The sequence below is a fragment of the Bacillus sp. TH25 genome (assembly GCF_016650935.1).
GTDB classification, from domain to species: domain Bacteria; phylum Bacillota; class Bacilli; order Bacillales; family Bacillaceae_G; genus Bacillus_A; species Bacillus_A mycoides.
This window is the reverse complement of record NZ_JAEKEU010000028.1, coordinates 1-12,828: the sequence shown is the minus strand read 5'-3', so window position 1 is coordinate 12,828 and position 12,828 is coordinate 1. Positions and strand designations below refer to the sequence as shown.

Here is a 12,828-nt window from a genome sequence, read left to right as displayed (position 1 = left end):
TTTCCAGATGGTTCTAAAATAGCGTATTCTACATCACGCACATCTCCGATTCCTTGCTCACGTAGTTGCATCAATAAATCATCTATGTTATATCGCTGCTTCCGCATCTTTTTTTCATCAATTTTACCTGCATTCACAAGAATCGCAGGCTCCCCTTCTATTAAATGCCGAAAACGCTGAAACTTTAAAGAAATGACCGACAAAATGATTTGTATACACATAAGAAAAGTCATTGGAACTAATTGATGCCAAAGTGATTTATCTGTATTTTCGATTGCCACTACAGCCATTTCACCGAGCATAATGAATACAACTAAATCTAATACACTTAATTCTCCAATTTCACGTTTACCCATAAGACGAAAAATAATTAAAATGATTATATACAAAAGCATTGTTCGTCCGATTATTGATACCCATTCCATTTCTACATCCCCTTTTTTTACTTATAGGCTCCCCTACAAAAAAGAAACTAGTCTAACTTAAGCAAAATGAAAATATGCTTGTATTAAAAAGGGGGAATGCATAATGGATGGAACGAAAAAATTATCGAGCGCAATCGGCTTCGGTATTATTACCCTATTAATCCTCGCATCTATTACAAGTATGATCATGGCTCTTTTATTAAAATTTACGAATATTAATGAAGGGACATTAGTAATTATTATTTTTATAATAGCCCTTCTATCTATGCTTATGTCTGGATTTATTGCTGGTAAAAAGGCACAAGGAAAAGGATGGCTAGTAGGTTTCACAACAGGCCTTACATTCGCTATTCTCGTCTTTCTCGTTAACTATTTAGGCTTCTCTCAAACTTTATCGAACTCACAGTTACTCTACCAATTAGCATTAATGGGTGCGAGTACACTCGGAGGTATTTTCGGTGTAAATATGTCAAAACAAAATAGTTAAAAAAGGCCCTGCACATTTCATGCAGGGCCTTCATCATTAGTTTTTCACAACTTCACGAATCGCAATTCCATTTTTATAAATGTACGCATTTTTAATGGCTTTTGCAACTCGTAAATACTGACCCATATCTTCTTTTAAAAGTTCTTGTACAAGTACAGTGTCTGCGCCATGCGAGCGTAAATAAGAAGCGGCATCAAATGTACGAGCGCCTGTACGGAATGTAAAACTTTTCGTATCAACAATAATACCAGCTAACAATGCCGTTGCTTCTAACATTGTCATCTTTAAATTTTTCGGTTGATACTCAAGTAATTCTGTAACAAGCTCTGCCGTTGAAGAAGCGTATGGCTCCATATAAACAAGTAATGGATCTTCAATGAAATCTTCCCCGCGGCGATGATGGTCAATAACTACTACATTTTCAATCTTGTGTAACAGTTTTTCCTCCATCACCATTGAAGGTTTATGCTTCATGAAGATATATAGGCGCTACAATGAAACCAAGTGGATATCCTGCTCTAGCTACTTTTCCTGCTGCCTCAATTCGTTTAGCTAAGGGAGAAGTTCCTGGTTCAAAGCTTTTAATCACATAATCAGCGTTTACACTAAAACGAAATCTTGTTTTTCCATTATGTTTAGCATCAAGTAAATGATCTACATGGTGGAATTTCGTAACAAACCTCAATTTCCCATATTCAGATTCTCCAAAATGCTCGATGGCCCGTTTAAGGGTATGCGTTAAATAATCGATTCCTACAATATCCGAAGTACACGACGCTTCAAATCTTGTTACTTCAGGTTCACGCTCCTTCATATATTTGTCAGCAGCATCTAAAATTTCTTCAACATTTACATACGTTCGTATATAAGGCTTACTACCCATCGTTGTTTGTAAATAACAATAATGACAATGTCCCATACAGCCCGTTGCAAAAGGAATTGCATATTCCGCTGAAGGCTTGGAAGTATCAAATTTCAGAGTTTTTCTAATACCAACAACAAGCGTAGATTTGGCTACTCGATACTTTTGAAAATCGTTATCGCCTGGCAAATCTCTTACTTGATTATGGGAAGTAGTATGTCGAATTTCAACATCCATCTTTGAAAACTTCTCAAAAAGTTCTTTCCCCAAAGGATAATCTAATGCTTTAGGTTCAAAATATACAAGCTTAGGCATAAATGGCTTATTCATTCCAATATCCCCTCTGAAATATCACCATAATAGTAAGTGTACGCTTGGTTTGCCTCATCTTCTGTAGCATATACAGCCATCTCATTTGTTAGTGGATAATATGTTTCGTAAAGAAATAGTGCTAATTCATTAGGTCTTTCAGGATTATTTACAACTGCTGCAGCTTGTATATTAGCTACATCCTGCGTGTGAGGATTTCGATAAAAAATATAGACAATGTCACCAGCATTATACGTGTTACTTTCAGAAGAAAATTCCATTCCATCACCATCTCATTTCATATAATTCAATGCGCAAAGCTTTACTTTATAGTTTTCCTGTAGTGTAACTATTTAATTTCATTGATAAGATTACGTCATACAAATATACTTTGAAATATGAATAATAATTGCACTACCAAAAAGGCAAGCATATATCAATGCTTGCCTTTCGTTCTAACGACGATGTTCAACAAGATCAATTACACCTAAAACCACGTGAGCTAAACCAAAACCAAATACTGTATTTGCAATCATTTTATTAGTTCCACGAGTTTGTTTAAGAGCATAACCTGCTGCTGTCACTGCTGTACCTAGAGCTGTTGGAATTAATCCTTCACGAATGTCCACAGTGATGCCTCCTTGTATCGTAGTTAGTAAATTCGTTTCAATGCTTTGAAGTAAAGCATTGAAACAAGTATTAGTATTTTTCTTTTTAGTAAAATTATGTGGAGTTTTCATGAATAAATCTTTCGGAGTCAGTACAGCAATAGAGATTGAAGAAAAATATAATTCACTTTTCTTTTTAACCTGTTTTCTATTACCAATTATGATTAATCAAAAGTGTTTAGGCCCATACTAATCTGTGTTTAATACATGATAGATATGGAGCTGAATATAAGATGGAACATAAAGGTAGAAATTCAATAGAAGATGCACTACTTCAGTACAAATATGGTTTGGGAGTATTTGCTGAGAAGATGCCGAAGCTTACTGAACAATTTAATTCATTTACGGAAGAGTGCTTTAAAGATGGTGCACTATCAAAAAAGCAAAAACAATTGATTGCATTAGGTATTAGTCTTTATTCTCAGGATGAGTATTGTATTATATATCATACAAAGGGATGTATCGATCAAGGAGCTTCTGAACAAGAAATCCTAGAAAGCATTGGTGTAACGGCAGCATTTGGCTGTGGCCCTACCATGAGTCAAGCAGTCACACTTGTTCAAAAATGTATAGAAGAATTAAAGAACATGAATTAATTAGAATAGGATTGCTTGCATGAAAGTTTAGATGTTTCATTTTTGAATTCGTAATACAAAAAAGAGCATCCCTATAACGAGGATGCTGCAAAAGGAAAGAACAAATATATAATTATAAAAAGAATTAATCATATTATAATTTGATAATGAGATGGATAATATCGAGAAAATTATGAAACAATTGAATGCTCCTATATAATTGATTAAGAGTTGGAGTAGTATTCTGTCATCTGTTCCTTTTTTAAAGAAGATTGGTCTCAATCTTCTTTTTTCTGTTTTTGTCTCTCTTCCCTCCAAAAGAAGAAGAGGAATTACTTAATAATTGTGGAAATCGCTTGTTTGTAAACCAGTTGTTGCTTACCATGAACCATCACAAGGACAGTGAATTTATCTGTTGAGAGGATTTGTCCACGTATGGGAACACCACTTTTCAAAAATATAGTGCAGTCCCCTTTTTTCAATTTAAATTGTTCATACGTATCTTCTTGTAAGTTATACATGAAAATCGCCCCCTATTTATATATATTTCCCTTTTAATCCTTCCTACTATATAACTATCGTATCATATTTAAATCAAAATACCGCTCTAGCTACATTTTTCGCAATAAATTTATCGGAAATACAGAAAGAATATTATCGTTTTTAAACGTGGATTTAATTTTTTATAAACGATAATGATGTTATTGTAGTAACAAATAAAAGGAAAATATGAACTGTAGCAAATATCATCAAAGATTAAAATGGATAGCGTTAATCGGTTTATTTGACTATTTATTCCTAGAAAGAGTACGGTCTAAAGGTACTCTTTTTTCATTTTAATTAGCTTGTCATCACTTAAAGGAATATGCATATATTATGTATGTGAGGCTTTTCACTCATCTGACCCTCCCTAAAAAGAGTACTTGTGTACGGTGCTCTTTTTTAGCACCTAAAAATTTTTTCAACATCCGACATATAGAATTAATAAATTGTATTTTGTATTATATAAGTAACTTCAACGCAAACTTTACTATTAATTTTATTCCTGAAAGGGCCTACCCTTACAACAGGCCCTTTTTAAAGAAGGATTCTACTTACTAAACGGGGTCACCATATCATTTCAGGAGAATTTTATATTTAGACATATTCTTGATACAAAATAACCGATTCCCTGTACGATTTAGGAATCGGTTATTTATTTTATATTAGATGATATAGTTCTGGTGCAAAAACTTTGAAGTATATGAAAATGGTCTATTAAACTTGGACATACTGATACTAGCACCCTAAAAAAGGATGTGATTGGTATGGAAAAGCAAAATCTATTCAAGTGGAAACATTATCAACCGGATATTATTTTATTAACAGTGAGATGGTACCTACGGTACAACCTCAGTTTTCGTGATTTAGTCGAAATGATGGAAGAACGTGGGCTATCTCTTGCTCATACAACTATCATGCGAGGGGCTCATCAATATGGTCCCGAATTAGATAAGCGCGTACGATGTCATCTTAAATCAACCAATGATTCTTGGCGAGTCGATGAGACGTATGTGAAAGTCAAAGGTCGATGGATGTACCTATATCGTGCTGTTGATTCAAAAAGAAATACAATTGATTTTCATTTAAGCAAAACAAGAGATCATAGGGCTGCAAAGCTTTTTTTAAGAAAGCTTTGCAGTCTTTTCATGTTCCAAAGCCCCGTGTGATTACAGTAGACAAAAATCCGGCCTATCCTATAGCAATTGAAGAGTTAAAGTAAGAGAAAAAGATGCCTGTGGGCATCCAAATAAGGCATATGAAATTCCTTAATAACATTGTAGAGCAAGATCATCGTTTTATTAAAAAGAGAGTTCGCTCAATGTTGGGATTGAAATCTTTTCGTACAGCTAAATCTATTCTTTCAGGAATAGAAGCGATGCATATCATTAAAAAAGGCCAACTTATTTTACGGGACAAGTCTGTCCAAAATGAAATGAAGTTTATTCATCAACTATTCGGAATGGCTACATAAGAATAGATTCCATTAGGAATCTATATGCCTCTTTCAAATAGATGCAATCTTTGCACCAGAACCCTTTATCTTTATGCTGATGGGATACCCCCCCTAAACATTTGCCATGATTCATGTTTGGATGAATGCTTACTTCTGTTTAATAGGCAGTGCATAATAGCCAAAAGCCAAATCGAGCAAGGCGCTCGCTTCTTGACGCAGTAACAGATCCTTCGGACGGAAGGTAAAAGATCCGTCAGTGTTGATGGTAGTATCAGGGTCTATGATGCCTTGTGAGGCAAGGGATTGAATGGACTGGACCGCCCAGGCATCCGCAGTGTCGAGCAATTTCACATGATTGGCTTGGTCAGGTTGAATCTGCTTCAAGTTTTGAATCATGGTTGCTGCAACTTGTCTGCTAATCGGAGTCGCGCGGTCATATCCTGGTATACCTGCTATAAATTGCTTCTTAATCCCTTCGGCTTGACCCGGGAAAATGTTCCATCCATGTGCCAACAACAAGGCATCCGTAAATTCTCCTTGTGTCATCGTGCCCATCGGATCGAATAGATTATCCGCTTTAGCATCCATGATGTTTAAAGCATGAAGATTGTCGATATGGCTTCTATAGTTACTCTTTTGCGGGACGTCTGCAAAAGGTCGTTTGATATTGATTTTCTGAGATTGAGCAACAATGCCTAGGCCTTTAGGACTGGTGTAATAAAAATATGCGATTTCTCCGGCCGCATTTTTTTGGAAAGCAATCTTATTTCCTTCTGGATCCTCAAACAACAAAGGGTGAATCATTTTAAGGACTTGTTTGCCAGCTGTTTCATCTTCCATGACCAACGTTCCATTCTCATAGGTAAAGTGGGTACGAATTGCAAACGCACGTGTGTTTTGGTACATGCCCAAGTATTTTTGGGCTTCTTTTTCCTCTAACGAGAGATATACTGTTTTCTCCGCCTTGGGAGCAGGGAAATAATGGTCCATGAACGCTTCATACACTTCTCGGCTCATCATAGAATCATTATTGTAAGACATGAAGAATGCAGTTTTTTGCTCAGGTATCAAAACCATCAATGAAGAATGTCCTGGCATATTCCCGCCCTTTAATACGACATGTTGACCGTTGGCAAGGTCATTGAAATATGTTTCAAATCCAACTGTCGCAATAGGAATCGTCTTATCTGCGAAAACTTGGTAGGCATGCATCATATCCATGCTTTTTTTACTTACGATTTCTTTACCTTCAAACTTTCCATTCTGTAGCTGCATAATCATGTACTTTGACATGTCTTCCCCGGTGGACAAAATGCTCCCTTGTGGTCCATCAGTTGGAGCGTGCCCATTTGTTGGATGAGGATCGCCAGTGGGACCGTAATGTGTAGCCATTCTTTTGAGAAGGTCAGGCGTAAAGCACACACTTGTAGACTTCATGCCTAATGGTTTGAAAATATTCTTTTCCATATATCGTGAGAAAGATGTGCCTGTAACATTCTCCACTGCAAATCCTGCGAGTAAAAATGCAAAGTTGTCATACGTATAAGCTTCACCGGGCGGCCGTACCACTGTCGGCATATGTTTAGGTAGAAATTCCCTAATAGATATATTTTGATTTACATATTCAGGCCCGATTAGCGTGGTGATATCGGGCAGGTCTACGCCGCTGGTATAGGTCAACATATCAAACAGGGTGAGGGGTTTTCCTGTTTTATTGGGGATTTTCAATCCACCGAGATATTGTTGTACATCTTGATCTAGTTTAAGCTTTCCTTTATCAACTTGTTGCATCACGGCCAAGGCGGTAAAAGTTTTCGAGACTGAAGCGATTTGAAAGACCGTGTCCTTATTGACGGGAATCTTCTTTTCTTTATCTGAATAACCATACCCTTTATTGACGACGACCTTTCCATCATGAACGACGACAAAACTTGAACCGTTCACATTGTACTTCTTCATTTTTTCTTCGAATAACGGATCAGCAAAAGATTCTACTTCTTTTTTGTTATTAGGTGCTTTCGTCATTTTGATATTGGTTGCAAGTGTCGATGACTTTGATTTTCCAACTTCTAATGATTGTTGGGAACATGCAGAAATCATGCTTGTAGAAGTGAGAAGAATTGTGACGAGCCCCAGTTTATTGATTGCTTTTTTCATTTTTGTACCCTCCTTTATGAGATTGAAGATTTCTTGTTTGCACAACGAGTTGTCAGCTCGTTAGTGTATGAACCGAGTGTAGCAAGTAGCAAGTCATAGTAACTAGTGACCTTTCGTCATATTCATGCATGACATAAAAAATAGAGCGTAGTACGGCTAGTTTTATACCCACGACCTACAAGTTATGACATTTTGACACTACTGTGTGTGACAGATGAAAAGTTAGAATCAAAGGGCGACTCATAGGGTATTAGCAAAGAAAAGAAAATGGAGGAGAGAATCTAATGACAAAAGAATCGGTTCAAAAAAGCTTGCAAGATTTCTACTTTTTGTTGTTTACCTTTGGATCTGGATTATTTTACTTTTTCTTTTATTTGGTCAGTATGACATTTGCATTGGTGCTGACGGTTATCTTCATAGGTATTCCTTTGTTGGCATGGGTGCTGCAAACAACTCACACGTTTGTCCAGTATGAACGCATTCAGACGAAAGTTTATACGGGTATATCGATAGAGCCAATCTTGCCAATGACAAAAAATGAAGGGGATAAATGGATTAAAGCGAGAGAGGCAATTCTTAATAGTAGCAATTGGAGAGCTATTTTTTGGCTCATGCAAAAATCTTTTGTTGGAGTGATTAGCCTTATATGTGCCGTTATATTGTACGTAGCTCCGTTTGCATTTACCTTAACACCATTGCTTTTTCAATATTTTGATATATACTTATTGGGAATTGTTGTGAATTCATGGCAGAAGGCTATTTTTGTCATGATTGTTGGGTGTATTCTCATCTGGATATGTATTTGTATTGGAAACAGCTTAGTTCGAACAATTGGAATGTACACGCGTTCCATGTTTAAAGCTATTAAGGGGTGATAATTTGTTTAAGACCTTGAAACTATGGCTCTGGTATGATTGGGTATTACTTTGTATACGCTTTATCATTTGGCTATCATTGATGGTAACGACTATCCAACACCGAGACCATTTGACTATACCGCTTTGGATCATTATCCTTTGGGAAGTCACTTCATTTTCAATACCATGGATTTGTTTAATGTTCAGTTATCGCTATTATCTATTTACTGAGATAATTTTATTTGGCGGAGTATGCTTCTACTTAACTTTATTATTTCCGTCAGCGTACCTTGCTTTTTTAATGCCGACTTTTATGATTGCGGCAAATAGTGCTCATAAATCATACCGTTGGTCGGCTTCTATCACAATTGTTTTATTTCCGTTGCTCATTGCAATATTTTCCTATGGAATAGATGTATGGGTGATTATTCTACAAATCGGTCTGGCTTTTGCTGTGGGTTCTTCCTTTCGTTTACTAGTTGTCAATTACCGTCAAAGTGAAACGATTCGGAACCAAAAGTATGTATTGGAACAGTACGTATCTCAAGTTGAGCGGATTACTTTACTGGAGGAACGTGACAGGATCTCAAAAGATTTACATGATACGATGGGGCATTCTTATACCTCAATTATTATGGGGATGGAAACATTACGTACGGAATTAAAGACTAAAGAAGGAGAGCAAAAGCTCGACTCATTATTACAATTGGCCCGTAACAGTATGGAAGAAGTAAGAATGTATTTACATCAGATGGACTTACCACAAGAATCGTTTGCTTTAACTCTCACATTACAACAATTGACAGAGGAATTTGAGAAGCATGCAAAAGTAAATGTACGTACTCGAATAATAGGAGAAGAGTATACGGTCTCCAAGCAATCAAAACTGACAATGTACCGGAGTTTACAGGAATCATTAACAAATGCGGTTCGCCATGGACACTCCACCGAAATCATTGTGTCACTTCATTTTGAGCCGCAACAGATAAGATTGGATGTGCAGGATAATGGCTGCGGGGTAGAGGAATGGAAGGATGGCTTCGGATTAAATGCGATGAAAGAGCGCGTGAGTCAGTTACAAGGGAGAGTTATTGTTTACTCCAAAAAAGGAGAAGGGACGTTAATTTCATGTGCGTTACCGAGACTTGTACAATTGTCCAATGAACCAATCCGCTTGTGTATCGTCGATGATCATTCTTTTATTCGAGAAAGTCTTCATACAATTTTGGATGGGCAGGATGGCTTGCAAGTAGTAGGAATGGCTGAAGATGGAGAACAGGCTGTAGAATTGTGTGAAAGACTGAAACCAGATTTAGTATTAATGGATTTAGAGATGTCCAATCTGAATGGGATTCGTGCGACCAAAATAATTAAGGGGAAATGGCCAGAAATTCGTGTCCTCATTCTTTCAACGTTTCAGGATACCAAAAGGGCGAAGGAAATCATACGAAATGGAGCTGACGGTTATTTGCTGAAATCCATAGATTCTCGTGAACTAGCTGAATCGATTCGCTTCATCTATCGGGGAGGCACGATGATTGACCAAGATTTGTTCCATAAGATGTGGGATGGAAATGATGAGGAAGAGTCAGTCGAATTGAAGTCAGATGGAAAAGAGTATGGCTTAACGAAACGCGAGTTAGAGGTTTTGAATCTTTTGTCTCAAGGAATCCGTTATAAAACAATTGCTTCGAAACTTTACTTATCAAATGGCACAGTTAGAAATTATGCCTCTACTCTTTATGACAAGCTAGAAGTCAAAAATCGAGAAGAAGCCGTGCAAAAAGCAAGAGATACAGGATTACTTTCGTAAGAGAGAGTGCTGTCATCTGCTAGGGGTACGTGAATGATTATAGGTTTCAGGGACCACACTTCAAAAAATGTAATTTGAATGTCTGTTATAGGCGATTTTATAGATTCTATAAATAATGTTTAATTTTCGATAAAGACAATCATATAAAACCCAACATAATCGATCTTATGTCGGGTTTTATAGTGAACATTAGCTTTGTAACCCTTATACATGGAATTAATTTAAAGGATGGCCCCCATACCCCGAATCGGTCACATACCTAAATAGGGTTCTGGTGCAAAAACTTAAGGATAATTGCAATGAATCTATAAATCTTGGACATACTGTTACTATTACTTTAGAAAGGGTGCGTGATTGGTATGGAAAAGGGAAATGTATTCAAATGGAAGCATTATCAACCAGACATCATCTTGTTAACGGTACAACCTTAGTTTTCGTGATTTGGTGGAAATGCTAGAAGAACGGGGTTTATCCATTTCTGATACGATTCCGTTAGGAATATATGTGCTTTATTCTACTGTATTTTATTTTTGCACCAGAACCATATAAAAAGAGGACGAATAGTTACGTCTTCTTTTTATATGGTTATATTAGCTACAAAATAATATCATTTAAATAAATCTTCTATTATATTAGCAGGGGATAGTGATAGAGAAGTGTGTTCCTTTTCCTAGTTCACTTTCTATCTCTATATCTCCGTTTAATTCTTTAATAATACTGTACGCAATCATAGTACCAAGCCCAGTACCTTTTTCTGTTGTTGAATAAAATGGCAAGGCAATACGTTTTATTTGTTGGGAAGACATTCCTATTCCTGTATCAATAATATCAATTACAATATTATCTTTTATTTTTTGTATATTTATTTTTAATACGCCACCATTTTTCATAGCCTCAATTCCATTTTGTATGATGTTGGTTAGACATATTTTTAATTTTTCAGTATTAGCATTTATGTAAAGGGAATCTGTTGTAATATGCTGTTTTATTTCAACATTATATGAAAGAGCGAGTGGTGAAATATTATCTTTCACTTGATTTAATATGTAATTAATATCTAGTTCCTCTTTTATAATGTTTTGTGGTTTGGTTAAAGATAAATAGTTATTAATAGTAGATTGTATTTGCTGCATTTCAAGTAACATAATTTCTAAGTATTTATCTTGAGACATCTTAGCACTCTCATCTTCATTTAGTAATTGAGTGAATCCACGTACCGTGGTCAGTGGATTATGAATTTCATGCGCGATCGATGCAGCTAGTTCGCTAGCTATATAAAATTTTTCTGCTCTTTGCATTCTTTCTTTTATTTTATATTTCTCGATCATTCCTTCTATTAAATAAACTGATAATAATACTGTGAAAATATTTATGATTATATAATTGAATAAAAATTCAATGAGAGTAGAGTCAATTTTAACACCTGTATTTATTTGCGTTACAATACCGCAGATAGAAAGGGAAGTTGTACATATCAAAATAAGTAGAATACTTAATAATATCTTCTTTTCCTTGAAATAAGTAGGTGACAAGTAACGAAACATGATTGTAATAACAGAAATAATAGTAAAGATAATAAATGATGGGAAGACTCCGCTTCCACCTAAGTAAAATCTATAAGAAAGATATAAAACTCCAATACAAATAATGCTCTTTGTATTTCCATATAGAAAAACTAATATAATGGGAATAAAACGTAAATCATAAATGAACCCAGCGTGTAAATGAAAAGGAAAAGTCATACAAAAAATAATTGCAATGGAGGAAAGTACAGAAATTAATATATTATTGCATGCCATTTTTTCTTTATGTTCTAGCCAAAATACTTGGTAACTAAGGATACAAATAATAATAATAAATGTATTTAATAATAGTGTAGGAATTCCCATAGTTTATACCTCTCTGAGAGTTTGTAAGTAGGATTATGTATGTGTTTAATCTAGGTGTTTGATTTTATTAGATTTTCTATCTTTAAAAAAGAAAAGGAAGGGCACTTGAAAAAGTGCTTTTTTACCATTTATATTAAAATCGATGAGGAAGATAGAAATAAAAAGTTACTTTTACTTATGAACAAAAAAATTGAAAGTAGCCCTTGTATAGGTAAAAGATGAAGCAAATTACTGAAATAGTTACGTTTCTCTGGAGTGAATATTCTGAAAAAACATTGTGTATGGCGAAATCCATTTTATAACCTTCGCCATATTAACATGCAACTTATTAAATTACAAAGAAAAAATTAAAAATTATTATTTTTTTGTTATTTTAATTTATTTAAAAACGTAAAAGTATTCAAGAGGTTATCATTGAGATGCTAGGGTACTTAGACCAATATTCGAACTTCGTAATAACGTTGTTACTTTTTTACTAATATTCTTAATACTAATTTTAGTATAATTAATCAATTGATTGAAAGTTCTAACAATTATCTACGTACCCCTTTTTTTATATCATTTTATATTAAATACAATGATATTTATTGTCACATAATAATGCAAATTTCCAGTAAACTAATAGAAAAAATCCTATAAAAACATAATTTACTATCTTTTATATAAACATTGCAGGTGTAAATGCAATAAAATTTCATTATTAATACATATATTCAATCTGAAAATATCTGTTTACATATTAAAATATCTTTGTAGTGGTCCTTCATGCCAAGAACCGTTTCCGTACTCC

10 protein-coding genes and 4 pseudogenes are annotated in these 12,828 nt (G+C 35.0%); 6 read left to right on the top strand and 8 right to left on the bottom strand.

Going from position 1 to position 12,828, the window contains the following annotated elements:
• A partial coding sequence (locus tag JFT89_RS14370) for a DUF421 domain-containing protein (RefSeq protein WP_201040267.1) occupies positions 1-425 on the bottom strand: 425 nt, incomplete at its 3' end.
• A 103-nt stretch (positions 426-528) separates the two neighbouring features.
• On the opposite strand from JFT89_RS14370, the gene JFT89_RS14365 reads away from it, so the two are divergent.
• Positions 529-912, top strand: a complete 384-nt coding sequence (locus JFT89_RS14365; protein WP_002015315.1) for a TIGR04086 family membrane protein — start codon at positions 529-531, stop codon at positions 910-912.
• Positions 913-960: 48 nt separating this feature from the next.
• Here JFT89_RS14365 and JFT89_RS14360 read toward each other — a convergent pair.
• The 4 genes and pseudogenes from JFT89_RS14360 to JFT89_RS30300 form a co-directional block, all read right to left on the bottom strand.
• Positions 961-1,383 (bottom strand): annotated as a pseudogene (locus JFT89_RS14360) (DHH family phosphoesterase); the annotation flags it as partial.
• Positions 1,382-2,104, bottom strand: a pseudogene (locus tag JFT89_RS14355) (spore photoproduct lyase family protein); the annotation flags it as partial. The pseudogenes JFT89_RS14360 and JFT89_RS14355, both read right to left, overlap by 2 nt.
• Complete coding sequence (locus JFT89_RS14350; RefSeq protein ID WP_002014081.1) at positions 2,101-2,364, bottom strand: transcriptional regulator SplA; 264 nt, start codon at positions 2,362-2,364, stop codon at positions 2,101-2,103. The gene JFT89_RS14350 and the pseudogene JFT89_RS14355, both read right to left, overlap by 4 nt.
• A gap of 174 nt (positions 2,365-2,538) precedes the next feature.
• The gene (locus JFT89_RS30300; protein WP_000354585.1) at positions 2,539-2,712 is read right to left on the bottom strand and encodes a hypothetical protein; all 174 of its coding nucleotides are present in this window, start codon (positions 2,710-2,712) and stop codon (positions 2,539-2,541) included.
• Between the two features lie 272 nt (positions 2,713-2,984).
• On the opposite strand from JFT89_RS30300, the gene JFT89_RS14340 reads away from it, so the two are divergent.
• On the top strand, positions 2,985-3,347 hold the full coding sequence (locus JFT89_RS14340) for a carboxymuconolactone decarboxylase family protein (RefSeq protein WP_002014080.1): 363 nt from the start codon (positions 2,985-2,987) through the stop codon (positions 3,345-3,347).
• 311 nt (positions 3,348-3,658) lie between these two features.
• Here the strand turns inward: JFT89_RS14340 and hfq are convergent, their stop codons facing one another.
• Complete coding sequence (hfq, locus tag JFT89_RS14335) at positions 3,659-3,847, bottom strand: RNA chaperone Hfq (RefSeq protein ID WP_016095141.1); 189 nt, start codon at positions 3,845-3,847, stop codon at positions 3,659-3,661.
• A gap of 786 nt (positions 3,848-4,633) precedes the next feature.
• Between hfq and JFT89_RS14330 the strand changes: the two are divergent.
• Positions 4,634-5,340, top strand: a pseudogene (locus JFT89_RS14330) (IS6 family transposase).
• 129 nt (positions 5,341-5,469) lie between these two features.
• Here the strand turns inward: JFT89_RS14330 and JFT89_RS14325 are convergent.
• Positions 5,470-7,479: a serine hydrolase domain-containing protein gene (locus tag JFT89_RS14325; protein WP_016095138.1), complete on the bottom strand. Its 2,010-nt coding sequence runs from the start codon at positions 7,477-7,479 to the stop codon at positions 5,470-5,472.
• Positions 7,480-7,763: 284 nt separating this feature from the next.
• Here JFT89_RS14325 and JFT89_RS14320 point away from each other — a divergent pair, with 284 nt between their 5' ends.
• From JFT89_RS14320 to JFT89_RS14310, 3 genes and pseudogenes are all read left to right on the top strand, one after another.
• Positions 7,764-8,354, top strand: a complete 591-nt coding sequence (locus JFT89_RS14320; RefSeq protein WP_016095137.1) for a sensor domain-containing protein — start codon at positions 7,764-7,766, stop codon at positions 8,352-8,354.
• A 4-nt stretch (positions 8,355-8,358) separates the two neighbouring features.
• Positions 8,359-10,149, top strand: coding sequence for a helix-turn-helix transcriptional regulator (locus JFT89_RS14315; RefSeq protein ID WP_042889491.1), 1,791 nt, complete (start codon positions 8,359-8,361; stop codon positions 10,147-10,149).
• A 359-nt stretch (positions 10,150-10,508) separates the two neighbouring features.
• Positions 10,509-10,635: pseudogene (locus JFT89_RS14310) on the top strand (IS6 family transposase); the annotation flags it as partial.
• 146 nt (positions 10,636-10,781) lie between these two features.
• On the opposite strand, the gene JFT89_RS14305 reads toward JFT89_RS14310, so the two are convergent.
• On the bottom strand, positions 10,782-12,038 hold the full coding sequence (locus JFT89_RS14305) for an ATP-binding protein (protein ID WP_016095135.1): 1,257 nt from the start codon (positions 12,036-12,038) through the stop codon (positions 10,782-10,784).
• Between the last annotated feature and the right edge of the window lie 790 nt (positions 12,039-12,828).